18 protein-coding genes are annotated in these 18,363 nt (G+C 64.7%); 5 read left to right on the forward strand and 13 right to left on the reverse strand.

Annotated features, from left to right (window positions below; all coding sequences use genetic code 11):
- Window positions 1–29: 29 nt before the first annotated feature.
- The 4 genes from AC5Y2L_RS12400 to AC5Y2L_RS12415 form a co-directional block, all read right to left on the reverse strand.
- Window positions 30–1,556 carry a succinic semialdehyde dehydrogenase gene (locus AC5Y2L_RS12400; RefSeq protein ID WP_499934763.1) on the reverse strand — a complete coding sequence of 509 codons (1,527 nt, stop codon included), beginning with the start codon at window positions 1,554–1,556 and terminating at the stop codon, window positions 30–32.
- A complete protein-coding gene (locus AC5Y2L_RS12405) occupies window positions 1,553–2,401 on the reverse strand; it encodes an SDR family oxidoreductase (RefSeq protein WP_499934764.1) in 849 nt (282 codons plus the stop codon). The genes AC5Y2L_RS12400 and AC5Y2L_RS12405 overlap by 4 nt, the downstream gene beginning before the upstream one ends.
- 61 nt (window positions 2,402–2,462) lie before the next feature.
- Window positions 2,463–3,956, reverse strand: coding sequence for a flavin-containing monooxygenase (locus AC5Y2L_RS12410; RefSeq protein ID WP_499934766.1), 1,494 nt, complete (start codon window positions 3,954–3,956; stop codon window positions 2,463–2,465).
- A gap of 96 nt (window positions 3,957–4,052) precedes the next feature.
- A complete protein-coding gene (locus AC5Y2L_RS12415; protein WP_499934767.1) occupies window positions 4,053–5,075 on the reverse strand; it encodes an AraC family transcriptional regulator in 1,023 nt (340 codons plus the stop codon).
- A gap of 72 nt (window positions 5,076–5,147) precedes the next feature.
- On the opposite strand from AC5Y2L_RS12415, the gene AC5Y2L_RS12420 reads away from it, so the two are divergent.
- A complete protein-coding gene (locus AC5Y2L_RS12420) occupies window positions 5,148–6,029 on the forward strand; it encodes a short-chain dehydrogenase/reductase (RefSeq protein ID WP_499934769.1) in 882 nt (293 codons plus the stop codon).
- Window positions 6,030–6,036: 7 nt separating this feature from the next.
- On the opposite strand, the gene AC5Y2L_RS12425 is transcribed toward AC5Y2L_RS12420, so the two are convergent.
- From AC5Y2L_RS12425 to AC5Y2L_RS12460, 8 genes are all read right to left on the reverse strand, one after another.
- Window positions 6,037–7,653 carry an acyl-CoA synthetase gene (locus AC5Y2L_RS12425; protein ID WP_499934770.1) on the reverse strand — a complete coding sequence of 539 codons (1,617 nt, stop codon included), beginning with the start codon at window positions 7,651–7,653 and terminating at the stop codon, window positions 6,037–6,039.
- A gap of 15 nt (window positions 7,654–7,668) precedes the next feature.
- The gene (locus AC5Y2L_RS12430) at window positions 7,669–8,520 is read right to left on the reverse strand and encodes an alpha/beta fold hydrolase (protein ID WP_499934772.1); all 852 of its coding nucleotides are present in this window, start codon (window positions 8,518–8,520) and stop codon (window positions 7,669–7,671) included.
- Entirely contained in the window at window positions 8,517–9,758 is a 1,242-nt protein-coding gene (locus AC5Y2L_RS12435) for an acyl-CoA dehydrogenase family protein (RefSeq protein ID WP_499934773.1), read from the reverse strand. Before AC5Y2L_RS12435 ends, AC5Y2L_RS12430 begins: the two co-directional genes overlap by 4 nt.
- Window positions 9,759–9,807: 49 nt before the next feature.
- Window positions 9,808–10,677, reverse strand: a complete 870-nt coding sequence (locus AC5Y2L_RS12440; RefSeq protein ID WP_499934774.1) for an SDR family oxidoreductase — start codon at window positions 10,675–10,677, stop codon at window positions 9,808–9,810.
- Window positions 10,678–10,715: 38 nt separating this feature from the next.
- A complete protein-coding gene (locus tag AC5Y2L_RS12445; RefSeq protein ID WP_499934775.1) occupies window positions 10,716–11,591 on the reverse strand; it encodes a MaoC/PaaZ C-terminal domain-containing protein in 876 nt (291 codons plus the stop codon).
- Window position 11,592: 1 nt separating this feature from the next.
- The gene (locus AC5Y2L_RS12450; protein WP_499934777.1) at window positions 11,593–12,033 is read right to left on the reverse strand and encodes a type II toxin-antitoxin system Rv0910 family toxin; all 441 of its coding nucleotides are present in this window, start codon (window positions 12,031–12,033) and stop codon (window positions 11,593–11,595) included.
- Between the two features lie 38 nt (window positions 12,034–12,071).
- Entirely contained in the window at window positions 12,072–13,262 is a 1,191-nt protein-coding gene (locus tag AC5Y2L_RS12455; RefSeq protein WP_499934779.1) for a lipid-transfer protein, read from the reverse strand.
- Window positions 13,263–13,422: 160 nt separating this feature from the next.
- A complete protein-coding gene (locus AC5Y2L_RS12460; protein ID WP_499935030.1) occupies window positions 13,423–13,998 on the reverse strand; it encodes a TetR/AcrR family transcriptional regulator in 576 nt (191 codons plus the stop codon).
- Window positions 13,999–14,167: 169 nt separating this feature from the next.
- Here AC5Y2L_RS12460 and AC5Y2L_RS12465 point away from each other — a divergent pair, with 169 nt between their 5' ends.
- Together AC5Y2L_RS12465 and AC5Y2L_RS12470 are read left to right on the forward strand one after the other, a co-directional pair.
- A complete protein-coding gene (locus AC5Y2L_RS12465) occupies window positions 14,168–14,410 on the forward strand; it encodes a ribbon-helix-helix protein, CopG family (RefSeq protein WP_499934780.1) in 243 nt (80 codons plus the stop codon).
- The gene (locus AC5Y2L_RS12470) at window positions 14,407–14,841 is read left to right on the forward strand and encodes a PIN domain-containing protein (protein WP_499934781.1); all 435 of its coding nucleotides are present in this window, start codon (window positions 14,407–14,409) and stop codon (window positions 14,839–14,841) included. The genes AC5Y2L_RS12465 and AC5Y2L_RS12470 overlap by 4 nt, the downstream gene beginning before the upstream one ends.
- On the opposite strand, the gene AC5Y2L_RS12475 is transcribed toward AC5Y2L_RS12470, so the two are convergent.
- Window positions 14,808–15,764, reverse strand: a complete 957-nt coding sequence (locus AC5Y2L_RS12475; RefSeq protein WP_499943978.1) for an AraC family transcriptional regulator — start codon at window positions 15,762–15,764, stop codon at window positions 14,808–14,810. The genes AC5Y2L_RS12470 and AC5Y2L_RS12475 overlap by 34 nt on opposite strands.
- 187 nt (window positions 15,765–15,951) lie before the next feature.
- On the opposite strand from AC5Y2L_RS12475, the gene AC5Y2L_RS12480 reads away from it, so the two are divergent.
- Both AC5Y2L_RS12480 and AC5Y2L_RS12485 read left to right on the forward strand, forming a co-directional pair.
- Window positions 15,952–16,869, forward strand: coding sequence for an alpha/beta hydrolase (locus AC5Y2L_RS12480; RefSeq protein WP_499934784.1), 918 nt, complete (start codon window positions 15,952–15,954; stop codon window positions 16,867–16,869).
- Complete coding sequence (locus AC5Y2L_RS12485; protein WP_499934785.1) at window positions 16,869–18,362, forward strand: flavin-containing monooxygenase; 1,494 nt, start codon at window positions 16,869–16,871, stop codon at window positions 18,360–18,362. The genes AC5Y2L_RS12480 and AC5Y2L_RS12485 overlap by 1 nt, the downstream gene beginning before the upstream one ends.
- The last annotated feature ends 1 nt before the right edge of the window (window position 18,363 follow it).

An 18,363-nucleotide genomic window follows, 5' to 3' on the forward strand; every position in this document is an offset into this window, starting at 1 on the left:
ACAGCCGCCGCGCGCACGCGCGTCGCGGATCAGCGCGGCACATGCTTGAGCGCGCCTATTGCCGCGCCCATCAGTCGGCCGTGCACCCCGCGAGGTAATCCCAGCCTGCTGTCAGGTGAGGTAAGTCGTTGCACCGCAACGGCTTGCGGCTCGGTGTATCGCAGAAGTCCGGCGTCGCCGTGCCGCCGGCCGAGTCCGGAAGCCTTCATACCGCCCGACGGGGCGGCGTGGGATGCGAAGGCCGCCGTGTACGCATCATTGATGTTGACTGCTCCGGCTTCTAAGCGGGCAGCCATTTTGACACCCTGTTTGGTGTCACGGGTCCACAAGCTCGCCGAGAGTCCGTATTCGGTGGAGTTCGCCAGGTCAATTGCTTCGTCTTCGGTGTCGAAACGGTAGACGGAGACAACCGGGCCGAAAACTTCTTGGGTGTGCAGGTCGGCAGCGGCGGTGACGCCCGACAGGATGGTGGGTTCGTAGAACAACGGACCGAGGTCTGCTCGTGCACGCCCGCCGACATGGATTTGTGCACCGGATGCCGTCGCCTGCTCGACGTAGTCGGTTGTCCGTTTCAGGCCCGCGGCAGTGGTGAGCGAACCCATATCGGCTGCGAAGTCCAGCGACGGACCCAGCCGCATCGCCCGCGTCTTGCGGCAGGCTAGCTCGACGAACTCCTCGAATATCGACGAGTGCACGTACAGTCGTTCCGTCGTCAGACAAATCTGGCCCGCGTTGGCGAAACTGGCTCGCGGCAGGGCCGATGCGGCGCGCCGCAGGTCGGCGTCCGGCAGCACGATCATCGGGTTCTTGCCGCCGAGTTCGAGTGAACATCCGATCAAGTGCTCGCCGGCGCGGGCGGCGATCTTACGACCTGTCGCGGTAGATCCGGTGAAGGCGACATAGTCGGCGCCCCCGATCAGCGCGTCACCGATCTCGGCGGGATCGCCGAGCACGACTTGGAAGATGTCGGCGGGGATTCCGGCCGCGACAGCTGTGCGTTGCAGGAACAGGGTGGATAGCGCAGTTTGGTTGTCCGGTTTGAGGATCACCGCATTTCCGGCCAACAGCGCTGGGATGCTGTCGCCGCCACCGATCCCCATCGGCGCGTTCCACGGCGCGATCACGACGATGACACCTTTCGGATGCCGGATCTCGGTCGTTGCGGTCAGGCCTGGGAGCGCCCCGCTGTGGTGGCCGGGCTTCAGGAGGCGCTCTGCGTGCCGCGCGCACCAGCTTCCGCTGAGGATCATCTCGCCGTAATCGGAGCAGGCGTCGATCCGGGCCTTCCCACCCTCGGTCTGCAGGAGGTCGAAGAAAGCGACCCGGTCCTTTTGCAGAAGATTCAGGAGACGCACGATCAGTGCCCGGCGTTCGGAGACCGGCCGGCGTGCCCACTGGGGCTGAGCGGATCTCGCCCTGGCAAAGGCGGATTCGATATCAGCCACGGTGCACTGCGGAATCCGCGTCAGCGGCGCACCGGTGAACGGTGCTGTCAATACATGTAATTCACCGCGGCCTGGCGGTGTGTGGTCGGTGAGTTGCGCGAGGATGCTCACGATGCGCTGGGCGCGCCGTTAGCCCGAGCGTGGTAGGCGTCGCGGGTGGCTTGGTCGACGTTCAAGTAGAGCCGCTCGGTATGCATCCATCGGTGCAGGGCGCGACGCGGCCGTTCGGGAATCGCGTTCGCGGTGCGCAGCGCAATTCCGAGGCGCCCGGGCGCGTACGTCAGTGCCTTGTTGCGCTGGACGGCACGCACTACCGCGTCCGCGATGTCGGAGGGCTCCACCGATCCAAATTTCTCGAGAGCCGCCGGGAGCTGCAGTCCCGCCGAGAGCTCGGTGTGGACGATCCCCGGTAGCACGGCAGAAACCCGGATCCCGGTGGGCGCCAGTTCTTCTCGCAACGCCAAGGTGAACCCGACGACGCCGAACTTGGTGCCGCAGTACGTCGCGACGCCGGGGAAGCCCGCGGCGCCTGCCATCGATGCGACGTTCACGATGTGGCCGCTGCCCCGCTTGACGAAGTTCCTGGCCGCCAGCTGCGCGCCGGTGATGACGCCGCCGAGGTTGACCGCGATCATCTTTTCGGCGGTCGCCCGCTGCTCGTCGAGGAAGTCGCCGGTGAGCATCACGCCGGCGTTGTTCACCAGCACGTCGATCGGTCCGAACTGCGCCTCGGCGTCGGCGAGGAATGCGGCGAACGAGTCCGGGGCGGTCACGTCGAGCGGCAGCGCGATCGCAGCACCTGGCACGCTTGCCGCTGACTGCTTTGCCAGGTCGATGTCGATGTCGCCGATCGCGACGCTCGCGCCTTGGGCCGCAAAGGCTTTCGCGGTCGCGAGCCCGATTCCGCGGGCGGCACCGCTGATTGCGACCACCTTTGGAGCTGGCTGGCGCTTCATCGGGATATCACTACTCTGCTTGCGGAGAGCCAGCATGTCAGCGGCGGGACGTGGATGGCCATCAGCGAGTGCTTGCCGTCGCGCTGCCGACCGCGGATCGCAGTTCATAGTTGTCCAGAACGGGTGGTTCACCGAGACAGGCGCGATGGTGCGTCGGGGTCCAGGGCCACAGTTCGGGCAGGCCGTCGGCACCCAGGTACCAGCTGGTGCATCCGGTCGTCCAGACGGTGTTCGGCATCGCCTCGCGTATCTGGGTGTAGTACGCGTCGGTGGCGGCTTGGGTGGGTGCGATCGAGTCGAACTGTCCGTCTTGCCACCGTTGGATCCAGCCCAGAATGTGCTCGGCCTGCGTCTCGGCGACGGCGGTCAGCGAGTAGTTGCCGAACGGGCTGTTCGGGCCCATCAGCATGAACATGTTCGGGAATCCCGGTATCGCCACGGTGAGGTGGGCCCGCGGCCCGTCACTCCACGCGTCGTCGATCGTGACGCCGTCGCGGCCGGTCAGCCGCATCGGCCGCATGTAGGCGTGCGCGTCGAAACCGGTGGCCAGGGCGATGACATCCACCTCATGCAGCACACCGTCCGCGGTGACGATGCCGCGTGGCTCGATGTGGTCGATGCCCTCGGTCACGAGGTCGACGTTCTCGCGTTGCATCGCCCGGTAGAAGCCGGCGGAGATGATCAGCCGCCGGCACATCGGCTGGTAGTCGGGGGTGAGCTTGCGCCGCAGTTCCGGGTCGCGCACGGTGCGCAGGTTAGCCCGACACGCCTGGCTGAGCAGGGTGCGCTGCCAGCCGGGCCGCACCAGCGCATGCGCCAGGAGTTCGAAAGCATTCCGGTAGGTGTGGTAGGCAAGGGGGCCCAACACCGGCAGCCGCTTTCGGATCCGGTCGGTCACCCTCGAGTACGACGGGTTCGGGAGCGGAAACACCCACTGCGCGCTGCGCTGGAACAGCTCGAGCCGCTGGACAGTCGGCGCCAATCCGCACACGAGCTGCACCCCGGTCGAGCCGGTGCCGATGACCGCGACCCGCTTGCCGGTCGTCTCCACCGAGTGGTCCCACCGCGCCGAATGCATGATCGCACCGTCGAAGTCAGCAAGCCCCTCGATACTGGGGTAGCGCAGTTCGCGCAGGACCCCGGCCGCCGAGATCAGGAAGTCGACCTCATGCTCGTCGCCGGCGGCCGTACGCAGCCGCCACTTGTGCTCGGTGAACATGGCATCGACGATCTCGGTGTCGAACCGGATCTGATCGCGCAGACCGTAGTCGTCGGCGATCTTGGTGAAGTAGGACTGGATCTCCGCGCCCGGGGAGAAGAAATGGCTCCAGTTCGGGTTGGTGGCGAAGGTGAACTGGTAGAACCGGGAGGGGACATCGCAGCTCAACCCGGGGTAGGTGTTGTCGCGCCACGTTCCGCCGACCTCGGAGGCTTTCTCGTAGATCGTTGTGTCGGTGATTCCGGCCTGGCGCAGCTTGATCGCCACACAGATGCCGGACATGCCGGCCCCGATGATCGCCACCGACGGCATGCGCCTCCGCTTGCCACTACTCATGCACCCAAGCTAAGTGCGGGTCCAGCTGCTGCGGAATGCGCAAACCGGTCACGTATTTGATAGAACCAGACGTCGGAGGTCCATCGTCCGGACGAACTATCGACGGTTCAGCCGACTCGGCGGGTGTCCCCGCCACCGGGTGAACGCGTGGGTGAACGCCGCGGTTTCGGCGTAGCCGAGTCGACGCGCGACTTCTTCGACGGTGAGGTCATTGCCGAGCAGTTCGACGGCGAGAGTTTCCCGGACCTCGTCCACCAAGCTGCGAAAGCTGGTGTTCTCCGCGGCCAGCCGACGGTGCAAGGTCCGCTCGGTCACCGCGAACTCACGGGCGACGACAGCCATCGACGGCATCTGCGCCGGATCCTTGATCAGGCGGGCCCGTAGCTGTGCCGAGAATCCGCCACGATGGCGGCGCCGGTCAAGCAATTCCTCGCATTGCGCGATGCACGTCGCCGCGGTGTCCGGATCCGCGGCCGGCATCGGCTGGTCCAGCAGCGCACGGGGGATGGTGATCGCGGTCCGTGGGGCGGCAGCCGCGACGGAGAACGAGACCCCAGTGGCCGCCAACAGGTCGAGCGGGAAATCGGATTCCGGCAGCTCGATTTTCACGCCCGCTACGGAATCTGACGTTCCGACCAGCAACGGCGCGATATGCGCGATGGCCGCCAAGTCACGGTCCAGCAGAAACCGGCGCACATCGGGCGGGATCTGGCTCGCATCGAATTCCAGCACCAGCCCCTCGTCGGATTCGTGCATGACGACGTCGAGGAAAATCGAGCTCAGGGTCGCAAATCGTCTGCCGATGGTGACAGCGTCACGCACGGTGGGACTGGTGAGGAACGCATACCCGAGGATTCCGGTGCTGGCAAGGCTGTACCGCAGCCCGGTTTCGATCCCCAGCCCCGTCGGATCGTCGACGTGCTGCAGCAGGTTGCGCACGATCGCCAGCTCCTGCCGAGCTTGGACGACTGTGGCGGGGTCGGCGAGTTGCGCCGCGGTGAGACCCGTTCCCGCGAGGATCGCTGCGGCGCCGATGCCGTGCGCTTCGGCGGTCTCGAGCAGGTGCCGGCTGGCGTCCGGAGAGCGCGGGAAATCCCAGTTCGCACCGGAATCGGCCATGCGTCGGAAAATATCAAATCGGTGTCCGATTCCCGCATTCCGCGCCGCACTGGCGCTTCGTAGTCTTCAGCCATGGCACTTAGACGGCTGCGCCTCGCGAACCGAGCGAATCTCACGGACAAGGTAGTGGTGATCACCGGCGCCGCAGCGGGTATCGGGGAAGCCACCGCCAGGCAGCTGGTCGCCGAGGGCGCCCGGGTGGCACTCGTCGACCGCGACAAGGAAGCGGTTCAGCGCGTTGCGGAATCGCTGGGCGGACGCGCAGCGCCGTTTCTCGCGGATGTCTGCGACGCCGCTGCCGTCGACCGCGCGATATCACTCATCATCGATCATTTCGGCGGTATCGATGTGGTGGTTGCCAACGCCGGAATCGTCGGGCCGGTAGCGACATTCGCGGCGCTAGGTACTGACGCATTCGAGAAGGTTATCGACGTGAACGTCTTCGGAGTGGCTCGCACGGTGCGTGCCGCGCTGCCGTCGGTGATCGAGCGGCACGGCTACGTACTCGTAATCGCCTCGGCGGCAGCGGCGATTCCCACGCCGACCATCGCCGCGTACGGCGTGAGCAAAGCGGGTGCCGAAGCGCTGGGCAGGTCGTTGCGGATGGAACTCACCGAAACCGGTGCCAGCGCCGGTGTCGCCTACTTCGGTCTGATCGACACCGGAATGGTGCGCGACGACTTGCTGGGTGGCACCGGACTCGAAGCGATCCTGGCTCCACTGCCAAAGTGGTTCAGCGAACCCGCGCCCGTCGATGATGCGGCCCGAGCCATCGTGGCCGGGATCAAGGCCAGGGCGCGGTGGGTCTACGCGCCGCGTTACCTGCCGGTGCTGCTCGCCTTACGAACGACCATCGCGCTCGCCGAACCGCTGATGGCCCGCAGCGCCCGATTGCGCGCCGCGATTCGGCAGGCCGACCTGGCCGAAGACCGGAAACCCGCAGTGTCCTCCTGACTTTCGCCTACCTCTCGGCCAGCTGGTTTCGGAGTAGCTTGCCGGTCGCGTTGTGCGGCAGCTCGTCGACAAACACCACGTCGCGGGGAACCTTGTGGCGAGCCAGATTTGCTTTGACATAGGCCTTGATCTCGTCGGCATCGAGGTTGCACGACGATGCCGGCACGATGAAGGCGCGCAGGCGTTTCCCGAAGTCAGCATCATCGACACCGATGACCGCTGCCTCACTGACGTCGTCGCGATCGGCGAGTAGGTTCTCGACCTCCAGCGGGAAGACGTTCTCGCCGCCGGAGACGATCATGTCATCGTCGCGACCGTCGACGTACCACAGGCCGTTCTCGTCGAAATGCCCGACGTCGCCGGTGGACAGCAGGCCGTCGACCATCTCCTTGTGCCCGCCGCCGGTATACCCTTGGAAGCTCAGACCGCTGGAGACAAAAATTGTTCCGGTGACCCCCGGTTCGGTAATCCGCTGGCGCTCTTGATCATAGAGCGCAACACGGCAGCCGACCGGTGGCCTGCCGACCGTCCCCGGTGCCTCGCGCAGTTCTTGTGGCGTGGCGACCGCGGCGATGGAAACCTCGGTCGAACCGTAGAGGTTGTAGAGCACGTCACCGAAGATCTCCGCGGTGCGCTTACACAGATCGGGCGATAGCGAGGACCCCGCGGCGAAGATGATCTGCACCGACGACAGGTCATACTTCGCGTGCACTTCGGGACCCAACTCCACGATGCGATGCAGCATCGTCGGCACCACGACCACGGTGGTCACCCGGTGCTTCGCAATGAGCTGCAAAGTTTTCTCCGGATCGAAACGCCGCTGCAACACCACCCGGTTGCCCAGCGCAAGGCCGAGGCTGAATACGGCCAATCCGGTTGCATGGAACATCGGTGCTGCGACACAGAAGGTTTCGCGCGCGGGCCAGGGTATGCGGTCCAGCAGTTGTGCCGATTGCAGCGGATCGACACGGTCCCGCGGCGCGCCCTTGGGAGTTCCGGTGGTACCGCTGGTCAACAACACTATGCCGCCGGGCCGCGGTGGTGAGGGCACCGGGGTCGTCGGTTGGCCTTCGATGAGGTTGTCAATTGTCTTGGCACCGTTGGCTTTCGCAGCATCCTCGTCGTCGATCCGGGTAAGGATGCGCGGTATCTCTGCCGGTATCGCGTCGAGCAGATCGGCGAACTCACTGTCCATCAACACGACGCTCACACCCTCGCGTGCGGCGACGTCGGCAAACTGTGGCTTGGCAAAGCCGGTGTTCATCAGGACAAGTCGCGCGCCGACCTTGTTGGCCGCTATCACGGTCAGGGCTAGTCCGCGATGGTCGCGGCACAGTGCGGCGATCACATCGCCCGCGCCAATTCCGAGGCCAATCAGCCCGCGCGCCAGCGCATTGGACCGCTCGTCGAGTTGCCGGAAGCTCAGCACACCCCACTCGTCGAGGATCGCCGGCGAGTTGCCATACCGCACGGCGGCATGGTTAACCACCCCGGCGAACGGCCCATAGCGGCGAAAACTGATAAGCGACCGCGCGATGTGATCGGGGCGTTGCGGCTCGACGATCCCACTGCGCAGCAATACGCGTGCGCTGTTGACGTAGTCACGGATCTTCTCGACAGGCACCTGCGCTCCCCTTACTTACCAGTGGATTTCCGGCTGTTGCATCGATGAAATGTTCAGGATGAGCCGGGTGACCTGGTCCGGGTTATCCAGCTGCGGGCAATGTCCGGAGCGGGGCAGGATCACCAGCTCGCTGCCCGGGATCTGTTGGTGCAGAACGCGACTCGACTGTACCGGGATGATGCGATCACGCGCGCCATGCACGATCACCGTCGGGCAGCTGATCCGCAGCCCGCGGTGCGCGCCGAGGGCTTCATGGGCGTAGCGGAAAGCGTCGCGTCCCAACGTCGCGACATCGGAGGCCCCTGATACTAACTGCGTCCAATACGCGACGACTTCGGGATCGACGATAGCCCCCGGTCCGTAGAGCACCTTGGGCACGGCGCGCCCGGTCGCCCAGCGCAGCGCCGTCGGCGATATCGGGATGCGCCCCACCCGTGACCAGAACCCGGCCGAGATCTCGCGCCGGCGGGCGAGCCGGGCGATCCAGTGCCGTGCGTTCAGCGGATCATTCAGCACCACAAGTGCTTTCACCAAGTCTGCATTGCGGGCGGCCGCACGCACCGCGGTCGCGGCACCCAGTGAGTTGCCCACCAGCACCGCCGGACCGGTGTCGGCGAGGATTGCGTCGACGAAATCATCGAATTGCGCCACCAGCGGCCCGGACCGCCGCGCATCCGCCTGCCCGCAACCGGGCAGGTCGACCGCGATGGCGTGGCGGCCGGCCGCCGCCAACCGGGTAAGTACCGGCCGCCACGTCTGGGCGCTGTCGGCGTAGCCGTGCAGCAGAACGATCGGCGTCCCGCTGCCCGGCACCGAGAGCACCCGGGTGCCGACACCGCCATAGTCGGCCCGGGCTGCGGTGATCATCCGGCCAGTAGGTCCTTGGCGATGTGGGTCACCTGAACTTCGTTGGTGCCGGCGTAAATCATCAGCGACTTGGCGTCGCGGGCCAGTTGTTCGACCCGATACTCGGCCATATAGCCGTTGCCGCCGAACAACTGAACGGCGTCCATTGCGACATCGGTCGCGGCCTCCGACGAGTACAGCTTGATCGCCGAGGCCTCCGCCAGCGACGGCATCTTGCCGGCCTGCAGCTTCTCCAAGGTCTGAAACACCATGTTCTGCACGTTGATCCGGGCCACCTCCATCTTGGCCAGCTTCAGCTGGATCAGCTGGAATTGCCCGATGTTCTTGCCCCACAGCGTGCGGGTCTTGGCGTAGTCCACGCACAGCCGGTGGCATTCGTTGATGATCCCCAACGCCATCAACGAGACGCCTATCCGTTCAGCGGCGAAGTTCGCTCGGGCACTTTCCCGTCCGTCGCCGCTGGTGTGCCGTTCGGTCTCACCCAGCAGCCGATCCGGCGTGAGCCGTACGTTGTCGAAGAACAACTCGCCCGTCGGCGAGGACATCATGCCCATCTTCTTGAACGCCTTGCCCTGGGTCAGGCCCGGCATACCCGAATCGAGGACAAACGTCAGCACCGGCCGGTTGCGCCGGTCCACCGCCGGGTCGCCCTCGTCGAGCTTGGCGTAGACGATCAGCACGTCGGCGTACGGCCCGTTGGTGATGAACGTTTTCTGGCCGTTGAGGATGTAATCCGCACCGTCACGTTTGACCGTCGTCTTCATGCCGCCGAACGCATCCGAGCCCGCATCGGGTTCGGTAATGGCCCAGGCCGCGATCTTCTCCAGCGTCACCAGCTCGGGCAGCCAACGTTCCTTCTGCGCCAGGGTGCCGCGGCTCATGATGGTGGCCGCGCCGAGACCCAGGCTGACCCCGATGGTGCTCAGCAGCCCGATGCTGACCCCTGCCAGTTCGGACACCAGCACGGCGGCCATCGACGCCTGGGCGCCCATGTCGCCCAGCCCACCCGATGCACGCTGCTCCGGTTCGGCTTGCTTGGCGCGCTCTTTATCCAGGAGCGTCTTGATCGCTTCGGCGGCAACCACATCCAAACCGAACTCACTGAACAGCTTGCGCGCGATCGGGTACGGCGACAGCTCGCCGCTTTCCAGCCCGTCGCGATACGGCTGGATCTCCTTGTCGATGAACTCGCGCACGCTCTCGCGAATGAGCTCGTCGGATTCCGACCATTCGATCATTTCTATTCCGCCTCCTCCTCGTCACTGCGTTCCGCATCGTCGGCGGTGGCTATGACTGCAGCCTCGTTGCGATGTCGTCGATCAGCCACAGGCCGTCAGTTTCGATGGTCTTCACGTCATGCCAGCCGGCCAGCTCGGAGATCGCGCCACCCTGCACCGCGAACACCTTCCCGGTAAGCGGGCACTTCTCCGAGGCCAGGTAAGCCACTAGCGGCGAGATGTTAGCCGGGCTGAACAGGTCCAGCCCGCCGTCCTCCGGCGCGCCCATCAGCTCGCCCATGCCGGGCGTCGCCAGGGTCAGCCGGGTGCGCGCGATCGGCGCAATCGCGTTGACGCGCACGCCGTATCGTTCCAACTCCTCCGCCGCGACCAACGTCATCGCGGCGATTCCCGCCTTCGCCGCTCCGTAGTTCACCTGTCCTGCGTTCGCGATCGTCAACCCCGATCCCGACGCGGTGTTGACGACGGCGGCGTTGGGCTGGTTACCGGCCTTGCTCTGCGCCTTCCAGTAGGCGGCGGCGTGGTGCAGCATCGCGAAGTGCCCCTTGAGGTGCACAGCCAGGACGGCATCCCACGCCGATTCCTCCATCCCGGCGATGAAGCTGTCCCGCAGGATCCCGGCGTTGTTGACCAGAACGTCCAGGCCGCCGAACTCGTCGATGGCCTGTTGCACAACGCTTTGCGCGCCCTCCCAGGTGGCGATGTTCTCCGTGTTGGCGAGGGCCCTGCCTCCGGCGGCGACGATCTCGTCGACGACTTCGTGTGCCGGTCCGGTGTCCGCGCCCTCGCCCGTGTTGCTGCCGCCGAGGTCGTTGACGACGACCATGGCTCCCTCGCGGGCGAACAGCAGCGCGTGCTCGCGGCCAATGCCGCGACCGGCGCCGGTGATGACGGCGATCCGTCCGTCCAAAGCTCCCATGTGTCTACTCCGTAATTTGTCTAGTCGGCTTACATCGTCTAGTCGGCGATGACGGCCAGGCCGTCGGTGATGGCGAGTTCCTCGCCGGACTCGCCGTTTCGCGCGGTCTCGAATGCGTACGTCGTCGCGTCACCGGTACGACCGGTCCGCCAGATTCGGGTCTCCAAATCATCCCCGGGGAAGACCATCTTGGAGAACCGCACCGCAAACCTCTTGAGCCGCTCTACGTCAGATCCACCGACCTCGGTGAGCACCGCCCACGAAGTGAACGCCATGGTGCACAAACCGTGGGCGATAATGCCGGGCAGCCCAGCGTCTTTCGCGACCTCCTCGTCCAGGTGAATCGGCATCGGGTCGCCCGCGGCCGGTGAGTAACGGAATGTCTGGTCGGCATCGACATGCTGGACGATCTTGGCCAGCGGCGGCAGAGCGCGCAATGCGTCGTCGAACCTGTGGGTGGGGCTCAGCTCACCGACCTTCTTGCCCGCGTTGTGGCCGCGGAAGAAGCAGGTCACGTACTGCTCGTTGACCAATTCGCCGTCCTGCGTGCGGCATTCGAGGTAGACCGCCGCGCGGGTCCCCTTCTCCAACCCCTCGTAGCCGATCATCTTGCCGCGGGACACCAACGTGTCGCCGGGGCGGATCGGCCGGTGGAAATGAAAGTCCTGCTCGCCGTGCACTACCCGCGGGATCAGCTCCACCGGTGCGACGTCGACGGTCGGGGTCATCAGTGACTCGAATACCGGCACGATCGCGAATACCGGCGGGGCCACGTCGCCGGCCAGGTGCGCCGGGATCGGGTCGTTGGTCGCCTTCGCGTATTCGACAAGCCGCTCGCGGGTGACCTCGAAGCGGTCCTCGTCGGTCCACTTGTCCAGACCGTCGTCGTCGAATGCCAAGTCCTCATCGGACATTTCAAACCCCCGCGGAGGCCAGCGCGTCGAGTTGCTCCAACGTCTTGTCGAGCTGCTTGGCGCCGTCCTTTTCGACCGCTTTGGCCAGCGCCCCTTTGACCAGGGCGCCCTCGAAGTCGCCGGCCACGCTGAATTCCGTGCCGTCACCCGTCGGCGTCAGCGTGAAGTCGAACCGGGCTTTGACCCCGGCCATTCCGGTTCCGGACAGGGCGAACGCGGTCGGCGCGTCCATCCGCTCGATCTTCCATTCGATCTTGTTGGCCATGCCGAGCATGACGATCTTCGCGGTGAGCGTGGTGCCCGGAGTGATCGTCTCCGGCACGTCGCTCAGCCACTTCTCGTGGACGGTGAACCACTTGTCCCAGTTGGGAAGATCCGCCACGATCGCCCACAGCGCTTCCGGGGTGGACGACAGTTTTTTGGTGGCTTCGATGTGTCCCATGGCAGTTGCTCCCTAATTCGTTGGTGGTTGGTTGGTTTTCAGCGCTCGGCACGCTGGTAGGCGGTGACGACGGCGGCGCCGCCGAGCCCGATGTTGTGCTGCAGCGCCGCGGTGACGCCCTGGACCTGGCGTTTGTCGGCGCTGCCGCGCAGCTGCCAGGTCAACTCGGCACACTGCGCCAAACCGGTCGCGCCCAGCGGATGTCCCTTGGAGATCAATCCGCCGGACGGGTTGACCACCCAACGTCCGCCGTAGGTGGTGTCGTTGTTGTCGATCAGCTTGGCGGCCTCACCCTCGCCACAAAGCCCCAGTGCCTCATACAGCAAAAGTTCGTTGGCCGAGAAACAGTCGTGCAGTTCAATGACCTGGAAATCCTCTGGTCCTAACCCGGATTGCTCGTACACCCGTTGTGCCGCAGCCACATTCATGTGGTATCCGATCAGCGCCTTGCAGGTGCCGTCGAAGCTGTCGGCGAAGTCGGTGGTCATCGCCTGCCCGACGATCTCGACCGCTTGCCCGGCCAGTCCGTGCTTGTCGACGAACTTCTCCGAGGCCAGAATCGCCGCACCCGAGCCGTCGGAGGTCGGCGAGCACTGCAGCTTGGTCAGCGGGTCGTAGATCATCCGTGCGCCCAGGATGTCGTCCAGCGTGTACTGCTCCTGGAACTGTGCATAGGGGTTGTTCACCGAATGTTTGTGGTTCTTGTATCCGATTTTGGCGAAATGCTCTGCGGTGCTGCCGTATTGCTTCATGTGCTCGCGACCCGCCGCCCCGAACATCCATGGCGCCGGCGGGAAGAGAACCTCGGAAATCTCGGCCATCGCCAGGATGTGTTTTTCCATCGGCTGTGCCCGGTCGTCGTAGGTCGACTCGAGCGAGCCGGGTTTCATCTTTTCGAACCCGAGCGCGATTGTGCAGTCCGCCAGCCCACCGCGAATCGCTTGGGCGGCAAGGTAGAGCGCCGTCGATCCGGTCGAGCAGTTGTTGTTGACGTTGACGATCGGGATGCCGGTCATCGCCAGCTCATAGACGGCGCGCTGTCCGGACGTGGATTCGCCGTATACGTAGCCGACATAGGCCTGTTCAACCTGGCGGTAGTCGATACCGGCGTCCTTCAGCGCATTGGTGCCCGACTCCCGGGCCATGTCGGGGTAATCCCAGCCCTCACGGCGGCCTGGCTTCTCGAACTTCGTCATGCCGACGCCGACGACGTAGACCTTGTTTGACATCACACTCCCATCAGCGGACTTGGCCCCTCGTGGACAAAAACATACAGGCGTGTGTGTATCTTCGCAAGGGCGCTGTTTTTGGGATGGCCACGAACAAGCGCTTTTGCTGCATCGAGCGATTACGCGCGGCGGAGTGGCGCGGCGTTCAGTGCAGCGGCGTTCAGGGCAGCGGCGGCAAGGCTGCGCTGACGATCTCGCGCAGATGGGTGCAGGCGCGGTCCCACCTTCGCCGGGCACGTTCGGTGTTTTGGTCGACGAAGCTCGCCACCAGGATGCCGCGCAGCGTATCCATTGCGGTGTAGAGGAGGTTCGCGAGCTCCGTGGGCGCCGGGTGCTCCGGCAGCACATGGGCGATCGCGGCAATCAGCGCGCTGGTGACGACGGGTTCCACTCGTTCGATCTGTTGCGCCAGCACCCGATCGGTGCGGGCGGCAACCCAAAGTTCCATTGTCGCAATGAATAGCGGGCCCTGGTGGACCTCCCACATGAAGTCCAGCATCGCCGACACCCGGTCCGGGCTGTCGTGCAGGCGGCCGAGTTCACGAATAGCGGCTTGAGCCCGCTGTTGTGCCAGGTGCTCGATGGCCGCTACCACTAGGTCTTCCTTCGACCCGAAGTGATGGACCTGGGCTCCACGGGTGACTCCGGCCATCTCGGCAATGCGCGGTGTTGTCGTTCCGGCGTATCCGTGGCTAACCAGGCATTCGACCGTCGCGTCAAGCAGACGGGTGCGCATCGCCGCGCTGCGCTCCGCCTGGGTGCGCCGCGCTGCACCGCCCTCGCCATTCGTCACCACCGCTAACCCGCCTTTCCGGCGTTCATCCTAATGCCAGAGACGGAAATACATGCAGTATTGCATGTAAATGCCGATTCGAGAGATGTTATGGCACTGGTACCATAACCATATGGCGCTCAAGAAGACGACAGTCATGGTCGACGAGAACGACCTTGCGGTGATCAAGGAAGCGGCCGAGCGTGAGGGGCGACCCGAGTCGGAGTACTTTCGCGAAGCCTTCCACCTCGCCGCACTGAGGGCACGTCGCTGGCCCGAGAAATGGGACATTCCCACGCTGGATTTTGGACATGCGGTGAGCGCTGAGGAGATCCACCAGGCCGTGGCAGACGAGGCTGCAGACAGCGCGCGATGATCGTCGTCGGAGACACTTCCGGGCTCTTGGCAGCGTTCAACACCGCTGACCCGGAACACACGGCGGCGCGCAAGGTCCTGATCGAGGCGGCACTCACCGTCATCTCCCCGTTGGTATTTCTCGAGATCGAACACGTCACCACCCGAAATGTCGGTCGGCGGGAGGCACTTGCGATCAACGATTGGCTACTCGCGCAGGAGCGTACCGGCCGCGTTGCCATCCCCGCTGTTTCGGCACCAACACTGCGGACAGCGCGAAGTATCCAAAACCGTTATGACGCTTTGCGCCTCGACCTCACCGACGCGGTCTCCGTCGTGCTTGCCGAACAGTACGAAACCGACACGGTGCTCACGCTTGACCGTCGAGATTTCCGCGCACTCACTCCTCTGACCGGCGCTCAGGCGTTCCGACTGCTGCCCGACGACAGGTAGTGTTCGCGCCCTCGATGCATGCTAGGCGGTTTGCCGCTCCATCGCATAAAGGCGCGGCTGAACGCAGCCGTCTCCGAATACCCGAGTTGGCGAGCTGTTTCCTCGACGGTGAGGCCCGATTCGAGCAGGGCTGCTGCGAGCGTGGCGCGGATCTCGTCGACGAGTGCCCGATAACTGGTGTGGTCAGCCGCGAGGCGGCGGTGCAGCGTGCGCTCGGTGACGCAGAATTCCTTGGCGATCGTGGCCATCGATGGCAGCCGACCGGGATCTCGGATTAGGCGGGCGCGCACCAACGCGGCCATCCCCCTGCGCTGGCGGCGTTCTTGTAACAGATCTTCGCATTGCTGCACGCACGCTGCGGCGGTCACAGCATCGGCGGCCGGCATCGCGAGCACCAGCACCTCGGTGGGGATCGTGATAGCGCTGCGCGTCGACGATCTATCGAAATCGATTGTCAACCCGGGAAACTCGAGCCGGTCTACCGGCAAGTCGATGCCCCCCAGCTCAACCTTCAGGCCCACATCCGATTCCAGTTGCCCGATCAACAGCGGCGCTAGATTGGTTATGGCGAACATGTCGCGTTCGAGCATGAACTCCCGCACATCCGCGGGAACCTGGCTGTTGTCGAACTCGATGACGGCGCCGGCGGGTGTGTCGTGACGAATTAGACGGAGGAACGTCGAGGACAAAGTCGCGTATCGGCAGGCAACGTTGACCGCATCGCCGATAGTCGGACTGGCCAACAGTGCGTAACCGAGGATCCCCATGTTCGCAAAGTTGTACTGAAGCCCGACATCGCGAGCGAACTCGTGCGGATCATCAACGCAGGCAAGAACATTCCGAACCATCCCAAGCTCCTGGCCGGCTTGTACCTCCGTTGCGTTGTTCTCGAGGTCGGCGACCGTCAAGTCCGTGCCGGCCAAGCATACTGCTGTGCCGATTTCATGGAGTCGCGCCGCCGCCAAGAGGTGTCGGCACGTCGCCACCGGCCGCGGGACGTCCCATTCCGCGCCTGGGCGGTCACCGTCGACCCGCATGTGTCCGAACATATCAAATCGACGTCCGTCCAGATCATTCCGGCGTTGTTCGGCGGGCCATACCGTGGCATTCGTGTCAGTTCCGCTACCCCGCGCTGTGGTGGCGCCCGGTGTGCGCACCGTTTCGAGGTGGGCCTTCTCCGGCGGCCGCGACTGGCCGCAGATTCGTCGACGGCTGCATTGGATTACGGCCTGGCCGGGGGCGCCGCGGTCAATAATCCTGGAGCAGACCTGCCTGGACGGCGTGCCAGCGGAGGTCAGCCGGCCGCCGATCGGTCAACCGCGCCGCGCCGTGCTCTACCTGCACGGCGGCGGCTACACCACAGGTTCGCCACGCACGCACTGGGCCCTCACCGGACGGCTGTCCGCCGCGATGAACGCGGCGGTCTACTCGGTGGACTATCGCCTCGCCCCAGAGCATCCCTATCCCGCAGCCATCGAAGACATGATGACGGCCTACCGCGCGCTGCTAAACGATGACTGGCCTGGTGAGCAGATCGCGGTCGCGGGTGATTCGGCGGGCGCCGCACTTGCGTTGGTGTGCGCGCTGCGTGCGCGGCATGCGGGCATCCCATTACCCGCGGTCCTCGGGTTGATCTGTCCGGCCTGTGATGTCGGGACCGAGGCGCTGCAAGAACTCGACGAGCGCACCCGGGATCCCGTTCTGACCAAGAGTCTGGTCCACCGTTTCGCGGCGGCCTACTGCGCCGGTTCAGACCCTAACCAGCCCGACGTCTCACCGGCGCGTGCCGCCCTGAACGGCCTGCCCCCGCTAGTAATCGACGCAGCGTCCAACGATCTGATCGTTGCCGGCGCCCGCGACCTGGCGCGGCGAGCACGCGAGGCAGGCGTCATCGTTCGCTACCGCGAGCACACCGGGATGTGGCACGTCTTCCACCTGATGGCGGGACTGCTAGCCGCAGCAGATACCGCTGTCGACGAATTCGCTTGTTCCCTAACGGATTTTATGACCGCTCAGGTGATTGCTTAATGACCGAACATCGTCATATCGCGATCATCGGCGCCGGTTTCGGCGGTATCGGGCTGGTCATCAAGCTGCGCGAGGCAGGATTTGACGACATCTTGGTGCTTGAGCGGGCCGGGGACGTCGGCGGGACCTGGCAGCAGAACAACTATCCGGGCTGCGCATGCGATGTGCCATCGCATCTGTATTCGTTCTCCTTCGAACCGAAGCCAAATTGGTCGCGGATATATGGCAATCGTGACGAGATACTGGACTACGCGCGTACTGTGGCGGCCCGCCACGACGTGACCCGCGATGTTCGGTTCGGCTGCGAGATGCTCAGTTCCCGTTGGGACGACGGCGCCGGCCGCTGGAATCTGGACACCACCCAGGGTCCGATGACAGCCGATATCGTCATCAGCGCGGTTGGCCCGTTTGGTCGCCCCGTCACGCCTGAGTTCCCCGGGCTGGACACCTTCGCCGGCAAGACGATGCATAGCGTCGCGTGGGACCGCGACTACGATCTCTCGGGAAAACGGGTCGCCGTCATCGGCACCGGCGCGTCTGCGGTGCAGATCATTCCAGAAATCCAGCCGCTGGTGTCTCAGCTGCGGGTATTCCAGCGCACGCCGTGCTGGATCATGCCCCGATTCGACTGGAGCACCTCATCATTGGAACATCGGCTTGCACGAATCACACTGCTACGCAAAAGTATTCGCCTCCTGCAGTACCTGATCTACGAAAGCTACGGCACCTTCAACTTCGTCGACAATCGATTTGCCTACCTGTTCGAGGCGGTGGCCCGCGGACACCTGCGGATCCAGGTACCCGACCCAGCACTGCGCCGCAAACTCACGCCCAGCTACCGGATCGGCTGCAAACGCGCGGCAGTCAGCTCGAATTACCTGCCGACCTTCAACCGGCCGAACGTCGAGCTGGTGACCGAACCGATCAGCGAAATCCGGCGCCACGGCATTGTCACGACCGACGGCACCGGACACCGGGTGGATGTGATCGTGCTCGCCACCGGGTTCTCGCTGCGTCATCCCCTGGCTGACGACATCATCGGTCGGCGGCGTCGACCGCTCGCCGACGCGTACGACGGTCGTCCGCAGGGCTACCTAGGCACCGCGGTGTCTGGTTTTCCAAACCTTTTGTTCACCTCGGGTCCGTTTGGTGGCGCGGCCAACCAATCGTTCATCTACATGCTGGAAGCACAGTTCGGGTTCATCGTCGACGCGTTGACATGGATGCGACGCCACCGGGTCGGCACCTTCGAAGTGAAACCGCAAGCGCAGGAAAATTTCGTGGCCGAAGCCGAGCGGCGTAGCCAGAAAACCATCTGGCTGCGCGGCGGCTGCTCGGGGTACTACACCACCGCCGACGGCACCCGTAATGCGGGCCTGTGGCCGGACTGGAGCTTCAACTACCGCAGGCGGACCCGACGCTTCGATCCCGACGACTTCGACCTGCAAGCCGCGAAGCGCACGATTCCCGAACCAGTACCGAAAGGCGCATGAC

Source organism: Mycobacterium sp. NGS66 (assembly GCF_059812225.1).